18 protein-coding genes and 2 tRNA genes are annotated in these 24288 nt (G+C 69.1%); 5 read left to right on the forward strand and 15 right to left on the reverse strand.

Annotated features, from left to right (window positions below; genetic code table 11):
• Nucleotides 1-73 precede the first annotated feature (73 nt).
• Nucleotides 74-150 (forward strand) — tRNA-Arg (locus U9J39_RS16330).
• Between the two features lie 84 nt (nt 151-234).
• Here the strand turns inward: U9J39_RS16330 and U9J39_RS16335 are convergent.
• A complete protein-coding gene (locus tag U9J39_RS16335; protein WP_326347532.1) occupies nt 235-1155 on the reverse strand; it encodes a hydrolase in 921 nt (306 codons plus the stop codon).
• Between the two features lie 251 nt (nt 1156-1406).
• Between U9J39_RS16335 and U9J39_RS16340 the strand changes: the two genes are divergently transcribed.
• Nucleotides 1407-3233, forward strand: coding sequence for a GGDEF domain-containing protein (locus U9J39_RS16340; RefSeq protein WP_326347533.1), 1827 nt, complete (start codon nt 1407-1409; stop codon nt 3231-3233).
• Nucleotides 3234-3354: 121 nt separating this feature from the next.
• On the opposite strand, the gene U9J39_RS16345 is transcribed toward U9J39_RS16340, so the two are convergent.
• From U9J39_RS16345 to U9J39_RS16385, 9 genes are all read right to left on the reverse strand, one after another.
• Nucleotides 3355-3441, reverse strand: a tRNA-Leu gene (locus tag U9J39_RS16345).
• A gap of 96 nt (nt 3442-3537) precedes the next feature.
• Nucleotides 3538-4824 (reverse strand): amidohydrolase family protein, encoded by a 1287-nt coding sequence (locus tag U9J39_RS16350; RefSeq protein ID WP_326347534.1) that lies wholly within the window; start codon nt 4822-4824, stop codon nt 3538-3540.
• A gap of 42 nt (nt 4825-4866) precedes the next feature.
• Nucleotides 4867-5547, reverse strand: coding sequence for a TetR/AcrR family transcriptional regulator (locus U9J39_RS16355; protein WP_326347535.1), 681 nt, complete (start codon nt 5545-5547; stop codon nt 4867-4869).
• The gene (gene upp, locus U9J39_RS16360) at nt 5547-6242 is read right to left on the reverse strand and encodes a uracil phosphoribosyltransferase (protein ID WP_115701066.1); all 696 of its coding nucleotides are present in this window, start codon (nt 6240-6242) and stop codon (nt 5547-5549) included. The genes U9J39_RS16355 and upp overlap by 1 nt, the downstream gene beginning before the upstream one ends.
• 72 nt (nt 6243-6314) lie before the next feature.
• On the reverse strand, nt 6315-7607 hold the full coding sequence (locus U9J39_RS16365) for a URC4/urg3 family protein (protein WP_116314546.1): 1293 nt from the start codon (nt 7605-7607) through the stop codon (nt 6315-6317).
• Nucleotides 7604-8842 carry a GTP cyclohydrolase II gene (locus U9J39_RS16370; protein ID WP_115682646.1) on the reverse strand — a complete coding sequence of 413 codons (1239 nt, stop codon included), beginning with the start codon at nt 8840-8842 and terminating at the stop codon, nt 7604-7606. Before U9J39_RS16370 ends, U9J39_RS16365 begins: the two co-directional genes overlap by 4 nt.
• A 266-nt stretch (nt 8843-9108) precedes the next feature.
• Nucleotides 9109-10233 carry an acyltransferase family protein gene (locus U9J39_RS16375; protein WP_326347536.1) on the reverse strand — a complete coding sequence of 375 codons (1125 nt, stop codon included), beginning with the start codon at nt 10231-10233 and terminating at the stop codon, nt 9109-9111.
• 160 nt (nt 10234-10393) lie between these two features.
• Nucleotides 10394-10534, reverse strand: a complete 141-nt coding sequence (locus U9J39_RS16380) for a hypothetical protein (protein ID WP_326347537.1) — start codon at nt 10532-10534, stop codon at nt 10394-10396.
• Nucleotides 10531-11811 carry an MFS transporter gene (locus U9J39_RS16385; protein WP_326347538.1) on the reverse strand — a complete coding sequence of 427 codons (1281 nt, stop codon included), beginning with the start codon at nt 11809-11811 and terminating at the stop codon, nt 10531-10533. The genes U9J39_RS16380 and U9J39_RS16385 overlap by 4 nt, the downstream gene beginning before the upstream one ends.
• Before the next feature lie 172 nt (nt 11812-11983).
• Between U9J39_RS16385 and U9J39_RS16390 the strand changes: the two genes are divergently transcribed.
• Nucleotides 11984-12916, forward strand: coding sequence for a LysR substrate-binding domain-containing protein (locus U9J39_RS16390; protein ID WP_326347539.1), 933 nt, complete (start codon nt 11984-11986; stop codon nt 12914-12916).
• Here U9J39_RS16390 and U9J39_RS16395 read toward each other — a convergent pair.
• The 5 genes from U9J39_RS16395 to U9J39_RS16415 all read right to left on the reverse strand — a co-directional run bounded on the left by U9J39_RS16395 (nt 12885) and on the right by U9J39_RS16415 (nt 22393).
• Entirely contained in the window at nt 12885-13172 is a 288-nt protein-coding gene (locus U9J39_RS16395) for a DUF2917 domain-containing protein (protein ID WP_115713081.1), read from the reverse strand. The two genes, U9J39_RS16390 and U9J39_RS16395, sit on opposite strands and share 32 nt — an antisense overlap.
• A 104-nt stretch (nt 13173-13276) precedes the next feature.
• Nucleotides 13277-14623 carry a TolC family outer membrane protein gene (locus U9J39_RS16400; RefSeq protein WP_326347540.1) on the reverse strand — a complete coding sequence of 449 codons (1347 nt, stop codon included), beginning with the start codon at nt 14621-14623 and terminating at the stop codon, nt 13277-13279.
• Nucleotides 14624-14796: 173 nt separating this feature from the next.
• Nucleotides 14797-18720 carry a beta strand repeat-containing protein gene (locus tag U9J39_RS16405; RefSeq protein WP_326347541.1) on the reverse strand — a complete coding sequence of 1308 codons (3924 nt, stop codon included), beginning with the start codon at nt 18718-18720 and terminating at the stop codon, nt 14797-14799.
• Between the two features lie 87 nt (nt 18721-18807).
• Nucleotides 18808-20193, reverse strand: coding sequence for an HlyD family type I secretion periplasmic adaptor subunit (locus U9J39_RS16410; RefSeq protein WP_326347542.1), 1386 nt, complete (start codon nt 20191-20193; stop codon nt 18808-18810).
• Nucleotides 20177-22393: a type I secretion system permease/ATPase gene (locus U9J39_RS16415; protein ID WP_326347543.1), complete on the reverse strand. Its 2217-nt coding sequence runs from the start codon at nt 22391-22393 to the stop codon at nt 20177-20179. Before U9J39_RS16415 ends, U9J39_RS16410 begins: the two co-directional genes overlap by 17 nt.
• Nucleotides 22394-22753: 360 nt before the next feature.
• Here U9J39_RS16415 and U9J39_RS16420 point away from each other — a divergent pair, with 360 nt between their 5' ends.
• Nucleotides 22754-23692, forward strand: coding sequence for an amino acid ABC transporter substrate-binding protein (locus U9J39_RS16420; RefSeq protein ID WP_116314551.1), 939 nt, complete (start codon nt 22754-22756; stop codon nt 23690-23692).
• Nucleotides 23693-23878: 186 nt separating this feature from the next.
• Nucleotides 23879-24196: an amino acid ABC transporter permease gene (locus U9J39_RS16425; protein WP_115682652.1), complete on the forward strand. Its 318-nt coding sequence runs from the start codon at nt 23879-23881 to the stop codon at nt 24194-24196.
• Nucleotides 24197-24288 lie beyond the last annotated feature (92 nt).

The raw sequence follows: 24288 nt of genomic DNA on the forward strand, positions 1-24288 counted from the left end.
GGAGGCGGTTAAAGATTTTTGGCAGGGGGGCTTGCGCAAATCGATAATTGCTATACAATTCCGCTTCTCGTGTGCGGCTGTAGCTCAGTTGGATAGAGTACTTGGCTACGAACCAAGGGGTCGTGGGTTCGAATCCTGCCAGCCGCGCCACCTATGCAGAAAGAAAAAGGGCTTCCGGAAACGGAAGCCCTTTTTTGTTGCCGCGCGCCTTGCGCGCGACTGCCCCCACCACCCCTACCATCGATAGCGCGCACCGACGGTGCCGCTCGGGTTGCGCCCCGCCCGGACCTTGAACCACAGCTTCACGCCGGTCTTGGTATTGCCATGCGCGCCGATATTGAACGAGAACAGTCCGCGCAGCAGGTCGGCATCGATCTTGGTGCCGTTGATATTGATGACCTGCTTGCGGCTTTCCTGCCACCAGTCGGCCTCGACGAACGGATAGATGCCGGCCAGCCGCGTCGGCTGCGCGCCGTACAGGCGCACGCCGATGCCGGTGGCGCTGGCATCGCCGGGCATCGCCTGCGCCAGCTTGTTCGGGTCCGCGCTGGTGCCGGGCTGGTAGGCCAGTTGCAGCCGCGGCTGGATGGTCAGTCCGCCGGCCCGCGGCACCACGGCATCGACCGCCAGCGCCATGGTGCGCACGCGATTGTCGACAAAGCCGCTGGCGGCGGTGATGTCATCGAGATGCAGCGTCACCCGGCGCGCACGCTCGGGCATGGCCGCGGTCTCGCGGTCCGCGGCGGCGAGGCCCGGGGCATCGTCATCGGGCCCGGCGCCGAGCGCGCGCGGCAAGGCGGAAGAAGATGGGGATGAGGATTGCGTCGGCACCGCCGCGTATTCGACGACCACCGGCTCCAGCGGCTGCACCATCCAGCCGCTCGCCTCGGAGCCGTCGTCCGGCTGGCCGGCAACCTGCGCCGGCTCCGCCGGAGCGGCTTGCGCCAGGCTTGCCTGCAGCGGCGGATCAGCGGCCGAAACGCCGTGGAAATCCGGCAAGGCTTCGTCTGCGTGGGCCAGCGCACACATCAGCATGGCCAGCAGGGCGCAGTAATGCAGGTGATGGTGGACGATGCCGGGATGCGCGGCACAGCTGTGCCATCCGGGGTTCGTCCCCGCCTCCCTCGCTCTCGATGATGACAAGACCACAGTCATGGCAACCACCTTCGGGACGTTATAAATGCCTGCCCGATGAGCTTGAGCATAGGTCAAATGCCCCGCCGGCGTTAGCCGCGTATGTTCGGCTGCGCGCGCACGTGAAAACCTTCCGGGCAGCGGCCGGCGCCGGGGTCCTCCGCGCGAATCGCGGAAGATTTGGACAGGCACCGCGGCCTTTTCGTCAATAATGTCGGGATTGACAGAAATTTCACGCATGGCCCGGCCACTGGCAGCCGGGTGGAGACAGCATGGCCCTGCGGCAACGCGCCCGACAGCTTGATCCCGGCAACCGCACTGCCCTGACCGCCGGCAACGGACCGCGCCGCAGCCTGCAGCGCAAGCTGGCGCTGGCGACCACGGTGGGCGGCCTGTGCACGGTGGTGCTGGCGGCGCTGGTGATCGCCGCCTCGTACGGCGAGTTCGCCGCGGCCCGGCAGAACCTGTACGACATCTCGGCGTACCGCGAGGTGCTCGACGCCGCCAACACGCTGTCCGCCGAACGCGGCCCGGCCAACAGCGTGCTGGGCGAACCGCCCTCGCCCCACAGCGCGGCGCGCGAGCGCCTGCAGGCGTTTCGCGCCCGCAGCGACGCGGCGCTGGCGCGGCTGTCGGCGCCGCCGCCGGCCCCCTTCGGCTTGCACAGCCATCACCCGCCACCGCTGATGGTCGAGCGCGTGCGCGAGCGCCTGGCGCGGGCGCGCGCCGAGATCGACGAACTTGCCGCGCGCGCGCCGCAGCAGCGCGACATGGACGAGATCCGCCACGCCATCGAAAGCATGTTCGAGGTCGTCGACGCGCTGCAGCCCGCCATCGCCTGGCAGGTGCGCGAGCTTTCCGTTTGCGATGGCGGCCTGGCCGCACCCGCGCTGACCGGCAAGATGCTGGGCGACCTGCGCGAGTACGCCGGGCGCATGGCATCGCAGATCATGGCGCCGGTGGCGGCGCGCCAACCGATGCCGGTGCAGAGCCTGGTCGACGCGACGCGCTCGCGCGGACGGCTGCTGGCGCTATGGCAACTGGCCGGGCCGGCGTACAACATGTTCGGCGCCGCGCCGGCGCTGGAACAGGCCTATGCCGACGCCGGCCACCAGTTCTTCGGCCGCGGCGTGGCCATGGTCGACAGCCTGGTCGCGCAGGGGCGCATCTCGGGCAACTACTCGATGACGCCCACCGAACTGACCAACCGCTACGTGCCTACGCTTGAGCCGCTGGAGCGGCTGCGCAGCGTGTTCCTGGACGAGGTGGTGGCGCATTTCACCAGCACGCGCGAGCGCGCGCTGCGCCGGCTCGCGGCCGCGTGCGGCACCTCGGCGCTGATCCTGGCGGTGCTGGGCTACATGCTGGTGTTCGCCCGGCGCGCGGTGTTCCTGCCGCTGCTGCGCGCGCGGGCCGAGGTGATCGCGCTGGCCGAGGGCCGCGGCCAGCGGCCCGAGACCGCGCCATCCGAGGCTGCCGCGCAGGCCAGGCGCATGGGCCAGGCGGCCGAGATGCGGCGCCTGTTCGATGCCATCGACATCCTGCGCCGCAAGTTGCGCGAGCGCGCCGCGCTGACCGCGCAGCTGGAGCAGCAGGCCCGCACCGACAGCCTCACCGGCCTGCTGAACCGGCGCGCGCTGGAACTGATGGCGGCCCGGTACGGCGCGCACGAGCACGCCAGCCTGGTGCTGATCGACGTCGACCGCTTCAAGCAGATCAATGACCGCCACGGCCATGCGGCCGGCGACCAGGTGTTGCGCAATATCGCCGCGCAGATGCGCGCGCTGGTGCCGGCCGAGGCCGTGCTGGCCCGCTTCGGCGGCGAGGAGTTTGCGCTGTGGCTGCCGCACGGCCGGCCCGGCGAAGCCGCGGCGCTGGCCGAAACGCTGCGCGCGGCCATTGCGTCGCGGCCGGTCTACCTGTCGGGCACCACGCGGCTTGGCGTAACCGCCAGCTTTGGCGTCGCCGTCGGCCATGGCGGCGCCAGCCACTGGCAGCGCCTGTTCGGCGCGGCCGACGCGGCCATGTACCGCGCCAAGGCGGAGGGACGCAACTGCGTGCGCGAGGCGCAGGACCTGGAGGGGATGCCGGCACGCTGAACTACTGCGCCAGCCAGATCAGAAACTCCGGACGAAAAAAAGCCCGCTGGCGCGGACGTGGTTGCCATGGAGCATGGCCTGAAACGAAAAAAGGCTCGCTTGCGCGAGCCTTTCCGAATTTTGGTGCCCAGAAGAGGACTCGAACCTCCACAGTGTTGCCACCGCTAGGACCTGAACCTAGTGCGTCTACCAATTCCGCCATCTGGGCTTCGTTTCGCTGCATTACTGCTGCGATGCGAAGAACGAAATTATGCCGAGTGCTGGCTGCACTGTCAACACCCGACCGCAAAAAACTTTGTGCGCGCTATGCCGCACCGCCGGCGCGCCGGAAATCCACCTCCGTCGGCCGTCCCGGCAGCGCCAGCGCCGCCGTCGCCGCCGGCATGGTGGCAATGGTCTTGCCGGCGCGCAGCACGCGCAGCCGCGTGGCGCGCAGCCGGATCGCCTCGACCGGATCGCGCGCCTGCAGCAGCACCAGGTCCGCGCGGCAGCCTGGCGCCAGGCCATAGCCGTCCAGCCCCAGGATGCGCGCCGGCGCGGCGGTGACCGCGTCGAAGCAGGCCCGCATCGCCTCCTGCCCGGTCATTTGCGCGACATGCAGCCCCATGTGCGCCACTTCCAGCATGTCGCCGGAACCCAGGCCATACCACGGATCCATCACGCAATCGTGGCCGAAAGCCACCGGCACGCCGGCCGCCATCAGCTCGGGCACACGCGTCATGCCGCGGCGCCGGGGGTAAGTATCATGCCGCCCCTGCAGGGTGATGTTGATCAGCGGATTGGCAATCGCCGCCACGCCGGCCTCGCGCATCAGCGGGATCAGCTTGGACACGTAGTAGTTGTCCATCGAATGCATCGAGGTCAGGTGCGATCCCGCCACCCTGCCCTGCAGGCCCAGCCGCACGGTTTCGCTGGCCAGCGTCTCGATATGGCGCGACAGCGGATCGTCGCTTTCGTCGCAATGCATGTCGACGCGCAGGCCGCGTTCGGCCGCCAGCTCGCACAGCAGCCGCACCGACTCCGCCCCCTGCGCCATGGTGCGCTCGAAATGCGGAATGCCGCCGACCACGTCGACTCCCAGCTCCAGCGCGCGCTTCAGGCTGGCCAGCGCGCCGGGCGCGCGCAGCACGCCGTCCTGCGGAAACGCCACCAGCTGCAGGTCCAGGTATGGCCGCACGCGTTCGCGCACGTGCAGCAGCGCCTCCACCGCCAGCAGGCGCGGATCGCATACATCCACATGCGAGCGGATCGCCAGCAGCCCGCGCGCCACGGCCCAGTCGCAATAGGCAAGCGCGCGCTCGACGATGGCCTCCTGCGTCAGCAGCGGCTTCAGTTCGCCCCACAGCGCAATGCCTTCCAGCAGCGTGCCCGACTGGTTCACGCGCGGCAGCCCGTACGACAGCGTCGAGTCCATATGGAAGTGCGCATCGACGAACGGAGGCGTGACCAGCTGGCCGGCGGCGTCGATCTCTTCGCCCGCGCGCGCCGCCAGGGCCGGCTCGACTGCGGCGATGTGCCCGTCGGCGATGCCGATGTCGATGCCGGTGCGCCCGTCGGGCAGGTTGCAATGCCGCAGGATCAGGTCGAGCATGGGTCGTGTCGTGGTATCCGGTATGGGTACGGGCGTGGGATCTCAGGCCAGCGGCACCGGCGCCAGGCCGCAGCCGCGCAGCAGCATCACCACCACGTGCTCGGTGGCGTGCGCATAATCCTGCGGCTTCAGCCGGCTGATCCCCAGCACCGCGCAGACCTGCGATTCAAAGTCCGCGTAGGTCTGGGTGGCGGCCCAGATGGTGAAGAACAGGTGCTGCGGATCGACCGGCGCCATCTGGCCGCGGTCGATCCACTGCTGCACCACCGCGGCCTTGCGCGACACCAGTTCACGCAGGGCATGGCGCAGCACCTCGCCGATCTCGGGCGCGCCGTGCAGCAACTCGTTGGCGAACACCCGCGATGCATCGGGATGGCTGGCCGAGAGCCGCATCTTGGCGCGGATGTACTGCTCCAGCGCCACCTGCGGCGGCAGCTCGGCGCGGATCACATCGGCCTCCGACAGCCACAGCTGCAGCGTGTGCGCCAGCACCGCGCGGTACAGCGCCTGCTTGGTGCGGAAGTAGTAATGCAGGTTCGACTTGGGCACGCCGGCGCGCATGGCGATCTCCGCCATGGTGGCGCCGGCAAACCCGGCGCGCGCGAACACGTGCTCGGCCGCGCGCAGGATCATGGCCTGGTTCTCCTGCCGGATGCGGCCGCACGCCGCCGCGCGCCGGGGCGGCGCGCGCAGTGTCGGCGCAAGGCCGGCGCGCGGGTCCATCAGCGCGTGCCGTACAGGCGGTCGCCGGCGTCGCCCAGGCCGGGCACGATATAGCCGTGCTCGTTGAGGGTGTCGTCGATGGCCGCGGTGACGATGCCGACGTCCGGATGCGCGCTGCGCAGCGCGCGCAGGCCCGGGCGCGAGGCGATCAGGCACACATACTTCATGGTGGTGACACCGGCCTCCTTCAGCCGGTTCAGCGCCGCGATGGCCGAATTGCCGGTGGCCAGCATCGGGTCGACCACGATTACCATGCGCTCCTGGATGTCCTCGGGCATCTTGAAGTAATACTCGATCGGCTCCAGCGTCTCGGGATCGCGGTACAGGCCGATATGGCCGACGCGCGCCGCCGGCAGCAGGTCGAGCATGCCATCGATAAAGCCGTTGCCCGCGCGCAGGATCGATACCAGGCACAGCTTCTTGCCGGACAGCACGCGCGACTGCGTGGCCGCGATCGGCGTGCGGATGGCGATGGTTTCCATGGCCAGGTCGCGCGTGGCCTCGTAGGTCAGCAGCTGGCTGATCTCCCGCACCAGGCGGCGGAAGTTGTCGGTGGTGGTCTCCTCGCTGCGCACCAGCGTGACCTTGTGCTGCACCAGCGGATGGTCGACCACCATCACGCCGGACAGGCTGGCAGGGTCGGCGGGGTCCGGCGCGCGCGCCTCGACTGCGGGAACAGCGGTCATGTCGTTCATGGTGACGCTCCTGAAGCCACGTTGCACAAGCCTTCCCTGCTTGCAACGCCGCCCGCGGCGCGGGCGGCGCGTTCAGAACACCGTGCCGTCGCTGGTGATGGCAAACGGCGGCGCGCCGCCGGGCCGGCGCTTGGCGGCGATGCGCCGCCCCGCCGCCCAGGTGCCGCCTTCCAGCACGCGCGCCAGCGGAAACTGCGCTTCCTCCAGCCCCAGCGCCTGGCGCACGCAATCGGCCACCAGGTCCAGGCCGCTGACGGTCAGCGCGCGCCATTCGACGATGACGGGCTCGTCGACCGCATGCGGTTCGGCGGCAAAGCCGGTATCGCGCGGCACCATCAGCTCGAAGTCGTACAGCAGCCCGCCGTTGCGGTACTCGGGCAGGCCGGTCAGCGCGTCGAGGCCGGACACGGTCAGGCCGGCGTCCTCGAGCGGCTCCAGCAGCGAATAGGTCAGCCACTGGGTCAGCTTGTGGAACGGCACCAGCCCGCCCGGGGCCGCCGGATGGCGCCAGCAGTCCCCCAGCGACACGCCCTCGACCACGATGCGCCCCGGCCACACCGGCCCGAGGCCCACCAGCAAGGTGCGCAGCAGGAAGCCGGCATCGAGCTGGCCGCCGACGGCATGCGCCTTCAGGTAGTCATAGAGGTTGCCCAGCCGCGCCGGCCGGCCGAACAGCGCCGGAGTCGCGTCCATCACCTCGCCCAGCCGGCGCAGCAGCCCGGCGCGGCCTTCCAGGCCCACCAGCGGGTTGTGCTGCGCGACCTGGAAGGCATGGGCAATGCTGTCGGCATCGATGCGCTGCAGGCGCTCGGCATCGGCGCGCAGCGGATCGCCCGGCGCCGCGGAAAAGCCGCCGCGCGCGAACAGGTCGAAGCTGGCCGCGCCCAGTCCTTCCGAACGCGTCAGCACCAGGTCGCTGGCCGGATCGCGGTAGCGCCATTCCGGGCCGGCGCCCGCATCCAGCAGCACGCTGGGGATCACCAGATCGATCCCGATGCGGGCGCGCTCCTCGCGGTGTTCGGGCCCGCTCAGCGCGGCGCGCTCGCACAGCACCTGCCAGCGGTCCGTGCGCTGGTCGCCCGCGCCGCTTTCGAAATGGCGCCAGCGGCTGTGATACGGCACCTGCAGGTCCGGATAGCGCTGCCGGATGGTGCTGGCGACGTAATCGGCAATCGCATGCACGCGGTCCGGGTGCCAGGTGAAGAGCTCGGACGCGCCGCTGGCCACGTGTTCGGTGATCGCCGCGCAATGGGTGCGCACCGCCTCGGCGCACAGCAGCGCCGCCGCGGGATGCCCTTCGGGCACCGGGCTCAGCCAGCCGTTGCCAGGGCGCTCGTTGGCACTGTCCTCGGGATACCTCGTCATTCGTTCAACCCCCTGCCCTTTGCCAGGGCCAGTTCGTTCGCATCCGGCGGCGTGTAGTGCGTGAAGTAGCCGGCGGCCACCTTGGCGTCGATCTCGACACGGGCGTCGGCGGGGATCAGCGCCTCGGGGATCGCCACCTGCTCGACCACCTCGATGCCCTGCGCCACCAGCGCGCCATGCTTCATGTTGCTCATCGACGCCCAGCGGTCGATGCGGCGGATTCCCAGCCAATGGAACACATCCGGCATCAGCTCCTGGAAACGCATGTCCTGCACGCCCGCCACGCATTCGGTACGGGCAAAATAAGTCTCGGCGCGGTCGCCGCCAACCTGGCGCTTGCGGGCGTTGTAGACCAGGAACTTGGTCACCTCGCCCAGCGCGCGGCCCTCCTTGCGGTTGTAGACCACCAGCCCGACACCGCCCTGCTGCGCCATCTCGATGCACACCTCGATGCCGTGTGCCAGGTACGGCCGGCAGGTACAGATGTCTGACCCGAACACATCCGATCCGTTGCATTCATCGTGCACGCGGCAGGCGACGCGGGTCTCGGGCTTGCCCAGCTGGCTGACATCGCCGAAGAAATACAGCGTCATGCCGCCGATCGGCGGCAAGAAAACCTTCAGGTCCGGCCGCGTCACCAGTTCCGGGAACATGCCGCCGGTCTGCTCGAACAGGCTGCGGCGCAGCACGCTTTCCTTGATGCCGAAGCGGGCCGCCATGCCGGGCAAGTACCACACCGGATCGACCGCCGCCTTGGTCACGCGCACGTCGCCATTGGCATGCAACAGGTCGCCGTCTGGCTTTAGCCGGCCCGCGGCGATGGCCGAAACCAGTTCCGGCATGTTGATGTGCGCGCGCGTCACCGCGATGGTCGGGCGGATATCGACGCCGGCGGCGATGCGGTCGGCAAAGACGGTGGAGACCAGGTGCCCCCACGGGTCGAGCGAGACGATCTTGTCCGGGTCGCCCCACTGCGGATGCGGGCCGATGGCCTCGGCGGGCGCGGTATCGGTCAGGTCGGGACGGTGGTCGCGCTGCAGTGTGCCGGAGGCGACCGCCAGCGCACGGTAGATGGCGTAGGCGCCGGCGTGGGTGCCGATCACATTGCGCTGCGCCGGATTGCCCAGGCTGGCAATCACCGGTCCGCGCTCCGCCGCCGTGGCGGCGCCCCAGTGGATCGGCTCCGCCGGCTTGTCGCGCCGCGCGTGCGAAGTCAGGACGATATGGTCGGACATGACACCCTCGGTTCCCGATGGAATCCTGACCAATCGGTCAGGTTTACGATTCCATACTAGGCAACCTTTGTGCCATCACCCAATGCCCGTTTACGCCAGCGTTGCGCCACTGTGTGTGGCGTCCAACGCAAGTCCACGGCAGGGCCATGCACGCCCGGCGTGCCGACGGCACCACGCCGGCCGCTTGCATGCACCGCCCCGATGCCGCGGGCGTCCACGTAACGCAAGCGCGCTACACGTACGGCACGCGGCTATGGTTGCAAGGGTTACATGGTCGGGCGGCTCGCCGAGCCCGGGCCCGAATCGCCTGCCGCGTCACCGCGGCCGCCCAGCAACGCCCGCAGTGCCGCGAGCGGCTGCGCGCTTTCGACGAAGCGGTAGAACAAGGCCCCCGCCACATTGCTCAGGGCCCAGGCCGCCGCCATGCCCAGAGCGTTCAGCACCGGCTGCCCCGGTGCCAGATGCGACACCAGCGCATTGACCACCAGGCACACCGGGAAATGAACCAGGAACACGGAATAGGAAATGCGCCCGAAGTAGCCCACCACGCGCGCGCGCGGCCAGCGTTCCAGCCATTCGCCGCGGCGCGCCAGCGCCAGCAGCAGCGCGGTGGCCAGCGCCACGGCAATGCGCAGCCGGAAGTCCAGCAGCAGCGCGCCCAGCGCCACCGCGCCGAGCAGCGCCAGCGGCAGCAGCGGCCGGCCGGGGGCGGACGCCCAGTAGGCCAGCGTGCCCAAGCCATAGGCACCGAAGAAATACACGGCCCAGATATCCCAAGCGGCATCGCGGTTGAACCAGAACAGCGATGCCACGCCCGCAAGCGCGACCAGGCCGATGCTGACCGCCACGCCCGCCGCCGCCCTGCCGCGCGACACCGCCCGCGCGGCCCACAGCGTGCCCAGCAGCAGCGCGAACAATTGCAGGTCGATGGCCACGTACCAGACCCCGGCCGACAAGGCGTCGACGTCGACGATGTCATGGAGCAGCGTCAGGTGCGCGAGCAACTGCCCCAGCGTGGGCGACGCCGGGATCGAGTCATGCGTCATCCAGTGCCGCGCCACGGCGGCGCCGGCAATGCTGAGCAGGATCGCCGCGGCAAACGGCACCACCAGTTTCTGGTAACGGCGCCACAGCAGCGACAGCGGGTGCTGGCGGATCTCCAGCCGTCCGTCGGGCGCCAGGCTGCGCGCCGCCAGGAAGCCGCTGATCACCAGGAACACCTGTACCGCGATGCGGGCGTAGTCATAGAGCCAGTCCACCAGCCCCGGCGCCAGTTGGTAGGCGGCGTCGGACATCGGTCCATAGAAGGCGAGGTGGTGCAGGACGATCAGTTGCGAACTGACGGCTTTGAGGGCGTCGATGCACGGCAGGCGCGACGGGCGGGAGCTCATTGTTATAGGGAGGATGCAAAGGGCACGGAAGGCGCGATTCTACCCGCTGCGCCACTCCTCAATGTGGCGCAATACATACATTGTGCGGGTTGGTTACACAGTGGCCCTGCTTGTTGCGAGTTCGACCTCCGCCGCGCCGTGGTAGCGGCGGTGGTCGGGGTTACTGGCACAACGCCAGCAGCGCGATCCACGCCTGGGCATGGGCCGGATCGAGCCACTCCGCCAGCGCCACGGCGCATACGACCGCGCCACCGAGTACCGACAGCCAGGCGGCGAGCGCGGTTGCGCCGGGCCGCCTCATGGCCGTGCCGGCGCCAGACCGGAGCGGACGATCTGGCGGTCGTCGATCGGCGAATGCAGCGCCGCGGCGACGATACCCAGCGCCATGGCGCCGTACCAGACCGCGTCGTACGAGCGGGTCAGCTCGAACACCAGCCCGCCGAGCCACACGCCCATGAACGAGCCGAGCTGATGGCCCAGGAACACGAAGCCGAACAGCGTGGCGAGATAGCGCACGCCGAACACCTGGGCCAGGATGCCGTTGGTCAACGGCACCGTGCCCAGCCACAGCAACCCCATCGCCGCACTGAAGGCGTACAGCGTCGCCGGGCTCAGCGGCAGCAGCAGGAACATTGCCATCGCCGCGGTGCGCGCGAGGTAGATGCCGGCGAGCAGGTACTTCTTGCTGTGACGCCCGCCCAGCAGCCCGCACACATAGACACCGGCCACGTTGGCCAGCGCGATGATGGCGAGTGCCGCCATGCCGTCGGCCGGGCGCATGCCGCGGTCCAGCAGATAGGCCGGCAGGTGGCTGGCGATGAAGGCAAGCTGGAAGCCGCACGCAAGAAAGCCCAGGTTGAGCAGCCAGAAGCCCGAATGGCCGAAGGCCTCGCGCACGGCGGCGCTCAGCGGCTGGCCCCCGGCCCCGTCCGCCGCGCGGTGGTCCGGCGCCGCCGCGCCGCGGTCCTGGAACGGAAGGGCCAGAGGCAACAGCACGGCCAGTGCCACGGCAAGCAGCAGCAGCGTACCCGCCCATCCTGTCCCCGCCAGCAGCGTCTGTACGCCCGGCACCAGCGCAAACTGGGCGACGCCGCCGACGGCGCCGGCCAGTCCAAGCGCGCGGCTGCGCTGGTTGGCCCCCGTCATCCGGCTGAGCGCGCCGTAGACCACGCCGAAGGTGCTGCCGGACAAGGCCACGCCGAGGCAAAGGCCCGCCGACCACACCAGCGCCGTCGACGTATGCGCCTGCGTCATCCCATAGAGCCCCACGGCATACAGCGCCAGCCCGCCCGCCATCACCTTCCACGAGCCGTAGCGGTCGGCCAGCATGCCGGTGAAGGGCTGCGCCAGCCCCCAGGCCAGGTTCTGCACCGCCATGGCGAACGCGAAGGTCTCGCGGGTCCAGCCGCGCTCGGCAATGATGGGCAGCATGAACAGCCCTTGCACATGGCGCACGCCCAGCGCCACCCCCATCAGCACGCCACCGGCCAGCACCAGCACCCACAGTTGCCGCCACCAGGGCGTGGCAAGCCCGGCCGAGTGGATGGAAGCGGACGAGCGTGGCGGGTGGATGGTCATGACAGCCTCTTTTCGATCAATGGTGCCCGCAGGCGCAATGGCTCTATTGCACGCGGCGCCAGATCTTCCTTCAACCGATCTTTAGGTCGTCCTGCCATGCGCACCTCGCATGGCAGGAGCATCCCGGATCGTGCTGTAATGCAGAATCGCGCGTCTGCCCGGAGTTCACTGCATGTCCATCCCGCTGGTTCGCCTGTTCTCGCTCGATCTGCTCAAGGGCTTCGTCGCCGTCGGCCGACGCATGAGCATTACGCAGGCGGCGGATGACCTGTGCCTGACCCAGTCGGCGGTAAGCCGCCAGATCCATGCGCTGGAGGCGCAGCTGAAGGTGCAGCTGTTCGTGCGCAAGCATCGCGGCGTCGCCTTCACCGCCGAGGGCGAGCGCCTGTTTCGCAGTGCCGACAGCGCACTGCAGCAGCTGCAGGACGTGGTGGCCGAGGTGCGCCGCAGCGAGGGCCGGCAGCCGGTCACCGTCACCGCCAGCATCGGCGTGACCGGCCTGTGGCTGCTGCCACGGCTGGGCAGCCTGCAGAAGGCCCACCCGCACCTGGATGTGCGCCTGTCAGCCAGCAACCGTATCAGCGACCTGCGCGAAGAGGGCATCGACCTTGCGGTGCGCTATTGCCGCGACGCCGCGGCGCCGCCCGATGCCGTGCGCCTGTTCGGCGAGCACATCGCCCCGATCGCGCATCCGTCGCTGCTGGCCGCGCTCGGGCCGCACAGCGATGCGCTGCTGCAGCTGCCGCTGCTGGAATTCGACGATCCGCGCCCGTGGCTGCAATGGCGCAGTTGGCTGGCCGCGCGCGACCTGCGCCAGGCCAGCCAGCGCGGCATGCTGCGCTTCAACCAGTATGACCAGGTCATCCAGGCGGCGCTGGCGGGGCAAGGCATCGCGCTGGGCCGGCTCGAACTGGTGCGGCCGCTGGTCGACGGCGGCCAGCTGGCGCTGGTGCCGACCGCGCGGCAAGCGCCGCCAAGCCCGAACGCCTACTGGCTGATCCAGGCGGCCGCGCAGCCGCGCGCCGACGTCAAACGCGTGGCGCAGTGGATCTGCCAGGAAGCCGCGCACACGATCAAGTCGCCCGCGCGCGCCGCAGCCAGCTGAACCGCAGCGGGCCGGCCCGGCGCGGTGGCGCTTCGATCCGGCACAGCGCCGGGCCCGCACCGTGCAGCGCCGCGACAAAGACCTCGGCGTCCGCTTGCAGCCGATGGCGCTCGCCCGGCGCCAGCAACACATCGGGCGACGGCCGCCCCGGCACCTCGAAGGTCAGCCACAGGTTGCCGCCGCGGCAGACCAGTTCCGTGCCGGCGCGCAGCCGCAGGCCAAGGCATTCCGATTCCAGGGAAAAAGTGCGTGACATGAAAGGCTCCGGTTAGGGCCTTTTCATTGTGCTGAGCGGCGGCGCACGCTGCCATGAGCAATGCGTCGGCCAGCCATCTGGCAGCGGCATGCGAGCCCCGCATGCTAGCGCTGCCCCGTGCGTGTCCCGCCCTGTGCCAGCGCCTCGCCGGGGGGCGCGACATTGAGTGTCGCCAGCAGCAGCCCCATGCCCGCCAGGATGCGGTACTGGCTGGCGAGTTCGGTGTACTGGCCCGTCACAAAGGCGGTGCGGGCGCTGAAGTACTCGTTCTCCGCATTGAGCAGGTCCAGCAGGCTGCGCTGCCCGATGCGGAATTGCCTGCCGTAGCTGAGCCGCGTGGCATCGCTTGCCTGCACATATTGCTGCAGACTGACCAGGCGGTCCTGCGCGGTACGGTTGGCGTTATAAGCCAGCGACACGTTTTCCTGCACCTGCCGCCGCAGCCGTTCCAGGTTCTGCTCGGCTTCCTGGATCTGAAAGCCAGCCTCGCTGATGCGCGCCTTGTCGGCATTGCCGCGGAACACGTTATAGCGCACACGCAGCATCACCCGGCGCTCGTCGGTGGTGCCCAGCACACGGTCGCGGTCGCGTGCCCCGCCCACCTCGAGCTCCAGCCTTGGCCACAAGGCCGAGCGCGCCAGCGCGCGTGCGGCCTCGGCTTCGGCGATATCGGCCTGGCCCGCGCCCAGTGCAGGGTGGCTGGCACCGGCTACTTGCTGCGCCTCGCGCTCGGTTGCGGGCAGGACGGCGGCCAGCGATTCCGGCCGGGACAAGCGCTGCGGTGTCGTCCCGACCACGCGCACGAACGCCGCCTCGGCATCCTGCAGCGCGCCTTGTTCCGCCCGCAGGCTGGCCTTGGCCAGCGCCAGCCGGCTTTCGGCCTGGTAGAGGTCGGCCCGGCGCAGCACGCCGTTATCGGCGCCAAGCCTGATCTGGTCATGGATATGCTGGTGCGCCTCGAGGTTGGCGATGCCGATCGCCACCGTCTCCTGCCGGCGCAGCACCTCGACATAGACCCCGACGGTGCGCAACGCGATGTCTTCCGCGCTGGCGCCGACCCGGTAGGCCGCGCCGTCGATCCGGGCGCCCTGGCGCTCGACATCGCTGCTCACGCCGAAACCGTCGAACAGCATCTGCGTGATGGTGACGTCGGCGGCATGGCGGCCATACGAGGCGTCCGACATTCCAGCCACGCGGCTGCTTTGGCTGTCCAGCCGCACGCGGCCGGTGGCGCCGCCGATATCGATCCGCGGCAGGTAGCCGGCACGCGCCTGCTTCAGCCCCTCGTCGGCAGCCAGGCGGCGGCTGCCCGCGGCCAGCACTTCGGGATTGCTGTGCACGGCCAGGTCGACCGCCTGGGGCAGCGCCTGGCCGCCCGCGTGCCGCGGCAGCGCCAGCGCCAGCGCCAGCCATGGCAGCACGGGTGCCAGCCGGCACCATGTCGTCGTCATGCTTCCCCCTGCCGGGTACACCGCGCTCGTGCGCTGCACGCGTCCGAACGCGGCGCCCTACCCGCTTATTATGGTTTTGATACTGCCGGCAGCGTTGCCGCCGTCCTGCGTTGCCGCGTGTTGCCGTCTCTCTTGCCCTCTCCCCCCTGCCCCGCCTCCTGCCGGTGGCTGGCTCAGGCCGTATGGATGTTGCCGTTGCTCAGCAGCGTATTCAGGTCCAGTCCCACCACCCCCTGCAGCACGGCGACATCCTGGAACGCGGCGGCGCTGCCGCCGCCGTCCCGGTCCAGGCTGACCACGGTATTGCCATCGACTTCGGCCAGACGCACGAATTGCGCCACATTGGCGCCGGTCACGCTGACGCCCGACAGCAGCTCCGACAGGTCCAGCACGTCACCCCCTGCCGACGCCGGCGCGAGGTCGAAGTCAGCGATCGTATCGACCGAAGCGGCCTCGGCGCGCAGGAAGCGGAAGGTATCGCTGCCTGCGCCGCCCGCGAGCGTGTCGCTCCCGGCACCGCCGACCAGCAGGTCATTGCCCGCGCCGCCGGCCAAATGGTCATCGCCGGCGCCACCCCGCAGCACATCGTTGCCGGCCGAGCCCGTGATGCTGTCGTTGAAGGCCGATCCAATCACGCCTTCCATGCCCTTGTAGCTGTCGGTGCCCAGATTGACGCTGCCAAGATTGACCGAGGTCGCGCTGCTGCTCTGGACCAGGGTGAAATCGATCGCGCCGGTAGCATCGGAGAAATCCAGCAGGTCGATGCCCGCGCCGCCATCGAGGGTGTCGTTGCCCGCGCCGCCGCGCAGGATGTCATTGGCGCCGCTGCCGGTCAGCGTATCGTTGAACCGCGACCCGATCACGCCCTCCATGTTGCTGTAGGTATCGTTCCCAAGGTTGACGCTGCCAAGATTGACCGACGTCGCGCTGGTGCTCTGGACCAACGTGAAGGCCAGCCCGCTGCCGGCATCGGACAGGTCCAGCATGTCGATGCCGGCGCCGCCATCGAGCGTATCGTCCCCGGCGCCGCCTCGCAGCACGTCATCGCCCGCGCCGCCGCGCAATGTGTCACTCGCCAAGCCGCCGATGAAGACGTCGCTGGCCGCGGCTCCGGTCAGCGCATCGGTGTTGCTGCCACCGTCGAGGTAGGAAGCCTGGTAGGTCTGGCTTGCCAGCGTCACCGTGGCTGCGCCGTTCGTCGACGAGACCTTGACCGACACCGTCGCCGTGCTGCTGCCGCCCGCGCCATCGGAAACGGTATAGCTGAAGCTGCCCGCGGCCGAGTTGTCGGAGTCGAACATGATGTAGCTGTTATTGGTGCCGGGCGCGAACCCCAGGTTGCTGACCGCGCCCGTGGCGCCGCTCAGGCCGGTGATCGACAGTGCCCGGCCATCGACATCGCCGTCATTGGCGAGCAGCGCACTGACCGGTATCAGGATGCTGCCGGTGTTGTTCGAGACATAGACCACGTCCGCGGCTGCCACCGGCGCATCGTTGACCGGCTGGATCGCGATCGCCACGGTATCGATGTCGGCCGTGGCCCCGTCGCTGGTCTGCACCTGCAGCGACGCGGCGCCGGCATAGTCCTTGTCGCCGGCAAACTGCAGGCCATCCAGCGCGGCGCGAATGGCCGCGTCACTGCCAGTGAAGGTCATGGTGCCGTCGGCGCTGCCATCGCCGGCAAGAAACTGCAATCCCGCCGTGCCGTTCAGCGTAATCGTGCCCCGGCTCGCCGTCAGCGTCACCGTGTGGCTGCTGCCGTCCGCATCGAAGAAGCCGAGCGCATTGCCGGTGGCGGTGCTGAATAGCAGCGGCGCGTCTTCACTGACCGACTGCGCCCCCGGAACGCTGTTGATGACGGCATCGTTGGCGCCCACGATATTGACCGTGATGGTCTGCTGCGCGCTCTGGTCGGCCGATGACACCGTGAGCGCATCGCTCACCTGCTGCCCGGCGATCAGCGCATCGGCCTTGCTGTTATCCAGCGTGTAAGTCCAGGCGCCGGTGGTGGTGTTGAACGTGAATGTGCCGTATTGCCCGACCAGGCTGTCCGGCGGAACGGCCGAGAAGTGAGCCTCGCCGTTGTCGACATCGGCCACGGTCAGCGTGCCGCTGGCCGAGGCATCGCCCGCCGTGGCGTTCGCCACGCCACCGGCTTCCGTCACGGCCGTGTCTTCGCTCGCCGATGCGGTGATGGTCGCCGTATCGTTGGTGCCGGTGATATTGACCGTGATGGTCTGCTGCGCGGTCTGGTCGGCCGACCACACCGTGAGCGCATCGCTGACCTGCTGCCCGGCGATCAGCGCATCGGCCTTGCTGTTATCCAGCGTGTAAGTCCAGGCGCCCGTGGTGCTGTTGAACGTGAACGTGCCGTATTGCCCGACCAGGCTGTCCGGCGGCACGGCCGCGAAGTGAGCCTCGCCGCTGTCGACATCGACCACGGTCAGCGTGCCGCTGGCCGAGGCATCGCCCGCCGTGGCGTTCGCCACGCCACCGGCTTCCGTCACGGCGGTGTCTTCGCTGGCTGATGCGGCGATAGTGGCCGCATCGTTGGTGCCGGTGATATTGACCGTGATGGTCTGGTTCGCCGTCTGGTCCACCGACCACACCGTGAGCGCATCGCTGACCTGCTGCCCGGCGATCAGCGCATCGGCCTTGCTGTTATCCAGCGTGTAAGTCCAGGCGCCGGTGGTGCTGTTGAACGTGAACGTGCCGTATTGCCCGACCAGGCTGTCCGGCGGCACGGCCGCGAAGTGCGCCTCGCCGCTGTCGACATCGGCCACGGTCAGCGTGCCGCTGGCCGAGGCATCGCCCGCCGTGGCGTTCGCCACGCCACCGGCTTCCGTCACGGCCGTGTCTTCGCTCGCCGATGCGGTGATGGTCGCCGCATCGTTGGTGCCGGTGATCCGGATGCTCAGCGTCGACGCCGCCGAGGCCTGGCCATCCGTTACGCTGTAGCCGAACGACTCATCGACATGGTCGCCAAGGCGCAGCGACTGGACCAGCGGATTGCCGTTGTCCAGGGTGTAGCTGTAGCTGCCGTCGGCGTTGATCTGCAGCGTGCCGTACTGGCCGACATAGGTGCCGGGACTGGCTACGGCCAGCACATTGCCGGCGTCGACGTCGCTGTCATTGGCCAGCACGTTGCCGGTTACCGGGTTCGGATGGTTATCTTCGCCGATGGCGTTGGCATCGGCCGCGGCGGTAGGGGCATGGTTGTCGTAGCCGGCAAAATCGGATTTGGTCAGGTCGTGCAGGCCGTCAAGGCGAATCACCATTTCGGCCGCGGCGGGATTGCCATCGATATCGACGTAGACATAGGTGTTGCCGCCCGATTGCTGGTACCAGGCACCATGGGCCGTCGGCGTCAGGCCGCCCCACTGGAAGCCGGTGTCGCCCAGCACCGGGCGCAAGTCCAGGCGATCCGTGCCGCGCTGGAAGTCGGCGATGACGTCCATGGCGGCCGCGGTGGAATCGGCGACAGCGTTGTAGACGAAGGTGTCGCGGCCGCTACCGCCCCTCAGCGCGTCGCCGCCGCCCCCGCCGGCGATGGTGTCGTTGCCGCCTTCGCCGTAGACGCTGTCCCTGCCATTGCCACCGGCGATGATGTCGTCGCCGCCGACGACCGCGCCGTCGCCATTGTCGCCAAAGATCAGGTCGTCGCCGTTGCCGCCCTGGATGCGGTCATTGCCGGGCTGGGCCGACTCATGTCCGCGCCCGAGCAGATAGTCGGCATGGCTGTCGTAGCCGTCGCCATACAGCGTATCGCCGCCGTTGTCGCCGCTGTAGAGCGTCGACGCGCCGTCGGCGCTGCCAATCACGTCGTCGCCGCTGCCGCCATAGACCGCGTCGGTGCCGTTGCCGCCGGACAGGCTGTCGTTGCCGCGCCCGCCGAACACGCGATCCTTGCCGTTGGCCCCCAGCAGCGTGTCGTTGCCATCGCCACCCTCGACTATGTCGTCGCCATTGCCGGCGTCGACATAGTCGCTGCCATCGCCGGCGCTGACATAGTCGTTGCCGTTGCCGCTCAGAATGGTGTCGCTGCTTGCGGTGCCGGTGAGGCTGTCGCTGCCGTTGGTGCCAGTCACGGTTGCCATGGTCGTTCTCTCTCCGTCCTCAATGCAGGCCTGGTGGCCGTGCCTTGCTTGTTATGGTTGCAAAAGGCTCGCGTGCGAGCGCGGGCCCTATCTTTCACGGAACGCCATGTCCCGGGTCTTGATGATGGGCTTGAGCAGGTAATGGAGCACCGTCTTCTGGCCCGTCAGTACATCCACCGTGGCGACCATGCCGGGCAGGATCGGCACCTGCACCGCACTTCCCGCCGGCCGGTTGTCGCGGGTGCGCACGCGCACCAGGTAATAGCTCTCGGGACGCTCGCCGGGCCGTTCCGGCGTGAGCGTATCGGCGCTGATATGTTCGACGGTGCCGGCAAAGCCACCATAGATGGAGAAGTCATAGGCCGACAGCTTGACCACGGCGGGCTGGCCCGGCCGCAGGAAGGCGATGTCGGCCGGACGCACGCGCGCCTCGACCAGCAAGGTGTCTTCGAGCGGCACGATTTCCACCAGGTCCATGCCGGGCTGGACCACGCCACCCACGGTGTTGACCTTGAGCTGCTTGACAATCCCGGCCAGCGGCGAGCGCACCAGGGTGCGATCGACCCGGTCCTGCAAGGCCGTGTTGGTCGCGCTCAGCGCTGCCTGCTCGGCCTTGGCCTGGTTGAGTTCGCGCATGGCCTCGGCGCGGAAATGCGCACTCGCTTCGTCGAGCTTCTGCTGGCTCTCGCGATAGGCCGCTTCGAGGCGCGGCATCGCCAGCCGCGACGCGTCGAGCTCCCCTTTGAGGTCATTGGTCTGCCGCTCCAGCCGCAGCACGTCGACATCGGAGACCACGCCCTGCGCCACCATCGGCCGCATCATCGCCAACTCCTGCGCCACCAGGCGATGGCTCTGCCGCAGTTGCTGCTCGCGCGAGCGCTTTTCGGCCAGCTCCTGCCGGCGCTGCTCCGACTGCTGGCGCAGCACGGCCAGGTTCGCTTCCAGCGCATGCTTGCGCGAGTCGAACAGCGCGCGTTCCTCGGCCACGAAACGGCGCGCATCGCCGTCGCCGCCGCCCGCACCGGCGCCGAAATCGGTGCCAGCGGCCTCGGCACTCAGGCGCGCGATGCGCGCCACCAGCGCATCGTCCTTGGTACGGCCTTCCTGGTACGAGGCGGTGAAGCGCGTATCGTCGATGCGCATCAGCGGCTGGTCCTTGTCGACCACCTGTCCGGGCCGGACCAGGATCTGCGCCACGATCCCGCCTTCCAGGTTCTGCACCACCTGCACCTGGCTCGACGGAATCACCTTGCCCTCGCCCACTGCCACCTCATCGACCCGCGCCAGCGCCGCCCAGCTCAGCGCCACGATGACGAAGACCACGGCGCACCACAGGATCCAGTGCGCGAACCAGCGTGGCCGCGCCAGCGCCGCTTCGTCGCGAGGATCCATGAATGCGGAGTCGTCGGCGTGCGGCCGCAGCGCGGCGGCCACGCGGCGCGCAAGGGTGCGGGGCTCAGGCCGAGGCGACATGGAGCATTCTCCCCGCGAGCGCGTTCAGCACCTCGGCCTTGGGCCCGTCCGCGACGATACGGCCCTGGTCCATCACGATCAGGCGATCGACCAGGCTCAGCAGCGAGCCGCGATGGGTCACCAGCAACAGCGTGCGCTCGCCTAGCGCTGCCGCGAGCCGCGCCTTGAACTGCTCTTCGGTGCGGTTGTCCATGGCACTGCTGGGTTCGTCGAACAGCAGCACCGGCGGCTGCAACAGCTCCGCGCGCGCGATGGCGATGGCCTGCCGCTGTCCGCCAGAAAGCCCCTCGCCGCGCTCGCCCAGGCGCAGGTCATAGCCCTGTGGCAGGCGCTCGATGAAATCGCTGACGCCGCCCAGGCGCGCGGCGCGCAGCACGGCGGCATCGTCGGCGTAGGGCGCGCCGATCACGATGTTGTCGCGCACCGTGCCGCTGAACAGCATCACGTCCTGCGGCACATAACCGATATCGCGCCGCAGCGCCGCCGGGTCGAGCTGGCGCACCTCGGCGCCGTCGATCAGCACCGCGCCGGCATCGGGCGGATACAGGCCCAGGATCAGCTTTTCGATGGTGGTCTTGCCCGAGCCGATGCGGCCGATCAGCCCGACCCGCTCGCCGCTGGCAATGCGGAATGACACACCGTCGAGCGCGGCACCGTCGCGGCCGGGATAGCGGAAGCTGACCGCGCGGAATTCGATCTCGCCGCGCAAGGGCGGGCGGTGCAGGAAATGCCTGCCGGGCGGGCGCTCGACCGGCAACGCCATGGTCCGGTCGAGGGCGGCCAGCGCGGTGCGCGCCTGGTGATAGCGCGTGGTCAGCCCGGCCATCTGCGACAGCGGCGCCAGCGCACGCCCCGCCAGGAGGGTGCAGGCGATCAGCCCGCCCATGGTGAGGCGGTCGTCGGCGATCTGGTAGACGCCAATGACGACCACCCCGAGCGTGGCGGCCTGCTGCGCGAACAGCGCAGCGTTGATGACGCACGCCGACAACCAGCGCGCGCGCAGCGCCAGCCTTGCCATCTGCCCGACCACCTGCTCCCACTGTCGCTGCGCGACACCTTCCGCTCCGGTGGTCTTGATGGTCTCCAGCCCCACCAGTGTCTCCACCAGCGCCGCCTGCCGCTGTGCCGCGCAGGCACTGCTGGCGCGCACCGCGCGCGACAGCGGCCCCTGCAGCGCCAGGCTGAGGCCCAGCACCAGGGGCACCGTCAGCAGCGGCACCCATGCGAGCGGGCCGCCCACCCAGAACATCGCGGCGATGAAAACCGCGGCAAACGGCAGGTCGATCAGCGTGGTGATGGTGGCGGAGGTCAGGAAATCGCGCACCGATTCGAATTCCTGCAACTGGCTGCTGAGGCTGCCGACCGAGGCGGGCCGTGACTTCATCTCGATGCCCAGCACTTTCTCGAACAGCGTGGCGGATACCGTCACGTCGATGCGCTTGCCGGCCACGTCGACAAAGTAGCCGCGCAGCATGCGCATGGCGAGTTCGAACAGCAGCACCAGGCCGACGCCCACCGCAAGCGCCCACAGGGTCTCGAGCGCATGGTTCGGCACCACGCGGTCATAAACGTTCATGGTGAACAGCGGCATCACCAGCGCAAACAGGCTCAGCAGCCAGGAAGCCACCAACACCTCGCCATAGACCGGCCAGGCCTGCCGCATCACGCCCCAGAACCATGCCTGCGGTGCGCGATCAGGCGCGTGATCAGGCGCGTGAGCGGGCGCGGCATCGATACCTGCCCGGGCGCCCTCCGGCCGGTACGCGGGCCGCGCAAAGATGGCGTAGCCGGTGTAGCGCGCCAGCAGTTCTTCGCCACGCACGGCCTGTTCGCCGTCACCGAACTCGGGCAGCACCACCACCAGCATGCCTGCCTCTTCGCGGCGCACCAGGATGCAGGCCCCGCCCTGGTCCAGCAGCAGGATCGCCGGCAGGACGCGGTCAGGAATCTCGTCGGGCTTGCGCCGTACCAGCCGCGCGCAAAGGCCGGCTCGCGCGGCGGCACGCGCGCACAACGCGGGGGTCAGGCGATGGTCCTCCAGTGGCAGCCCGGCCACCACGGCTTGCGCCGAGGCCGGCTGGTGGAAGTGCCGGGCCAGCCAGAGCACGCAGTCCAGCAGCGCATCGTCGGGACGCGCGTCGCGGGACCGACCCGCGGCATCATCCCGGATCTCGCGCGCCGGCGTGGCCGCTGCGTGCATGGCACAGGCCCCGGTGTCAGCGCGACAGTGGACCGGGCTGCAGCCGGGCGATGGCACCTGCCGCCATCGACGTGCGCCCGCGATTGCTTGCTGCCATCGTGCCCCCCTGTCCCGTTGCCATGTCGTTTTTCGCAAGCGTAGGTGAGCCGGACGCCGGCGCCCATCGTCCGAATGGCGCTACCGGCGCTTCCAATGCCCGGGAACGCCTCATCCGTTTGGCGTTTCACGCGTGCAACCAAGGCGGGAAACCGCAGCCGTGCCTGGGAATTTGCTTATGACGACAATGTCCTTCGCCTTGGGCGGACCGGGGTATACCCTAACGTCTTCGCCGGATTGCCGGCTGCTTCTCAGTTTCCCCGCATGACCGCCTTCGCCTTGCCTGCCCTGGCCGCCCGCCTTCCCCGCGCCCTCCGCCCGCTCGCGGCAATCCTGCTCGCCGCCGGCGCCGCCGCCATGCTGGCCCCGGCCGCGGCGCACGCCCAAAGCCCGGTGCTCGACAAGATCCGCGACGCCGGCACCATCGTGCTGGGCTACCGCGAATCGGCGCTGCCGTTCTCGTTTGCCGACGACAAGGGCCAGCCGGCCGGCTATGCCGTCGACCTGTGCCTGCGCGCGGCCGAGGCGGCGCGCCAGAAGCTGGGCCTGAAGGACCTGAAGGTGCGCTGGATGCCGCTGACGCCGCAGAACCGCATTCCGGCGGTGGTGAACGGGCTGGTCGACCTGGATTGCGCCCCCAACACCAACTCGCTCGAGCGCCAGAAGCAGGTTGCGTTCAGCGTCTCGCACTATGTGTCGACGGTGCGCATGCTGGTCCGCGCCGACTCGGGCATCCGCTCGTTCGGCGACCTGCGCGGCAAGACCGTGGTCACCAGCGCGGGCTCGACCGGCGACCGCCACGTGCGCCGCTTCAAGGGCCAGTACGGCTATCACGACGTCTACGCCAAGGACCACGGCGAATCGTTCCTGCTGCTGGAATCGGGCCGGGCCCAGGCCTTCGTGATGGACGATGTGCTGCTGGCCGGACTGCGCGCGCGCGCCAAGGATCCTTCGCAATACGTCATCGTCGGCCCGGCGCTGTCGGTCGAGCAGAACGCGCTGATGCTGTCCAAGGCCGATCCGGAATGGAAGCGACTGGTCGACCAGACCCTCACCACCACCTTCGCCGGCCCCGAAGTCAAGACGCTGCAGCAGCGCTGGTTCCAGCAGCCCATCGGCAGCCGCGGCATCAACCTGGCGCTGGCGCCTTCGGGCGAGGTGCGCGCGGCCTGGAAGCATCCGTCCGACGCGGTCACCGAATAAGGCGCGCCGGCGGCGCCATGCGCAATCGCGCTGGCGCCGCAATTCAGGGTTTCCATGAGGTTGTCGCGCCGGGCAAGCCCCAAGTTGACAGTCGTGAAGGATGTTGGCGACACTGGCCCGAGCCATCCCTGTGCAGGGCAGGCCAAAGACACGACCGCCCGACGGCGGCATATCTCAGGAGAATCCATGAACAAGTTCGTCGCGACCGCGATCGCACTCTGCCTTGGCGCCGCTTCGCTGGCCGTGCAGGCACAAACCGGCGGCAAGCAGCAGTTCGATCCGTATTCCCAGGGTGCCAAGTCGGGCGAGAAGTTCGACCCGTACAGCCAGGGCGCCAAGGCCGGCGACAAGTTCGATCCGTACAGCCAGGGCGCGAACAAGAGCACCCGCACCGACCTGACCGACCCGTCCGCCGCCGACAAGAAGCCGGCCAAGCAAGGCACCAAGAAAAAGAACAACAAGAGCAGCAAGAAGAAAGCCACCCCCGCTCCGGCTGCCAGCTGAACCACGGCTGCCCCGGATACAAGAAAACCCGCCGCGGCGGGTTTTTTTGTGCCCTCGCGGGCTAGGTGGCCATGGCGCCGGCCACGGCAACT

It is taken from the genome of Cupriavidus sp. SS-3 (assembly GCF_035818815.1).
In the GTDB taxonomy this organism is placed as follows: Bacteria; Pseudomonadota; Gammaproteobacteria; order Burkholderiales; family Burkholderiaceae; genus Cupriavidus; species Cupriavidus taiwanensis_C.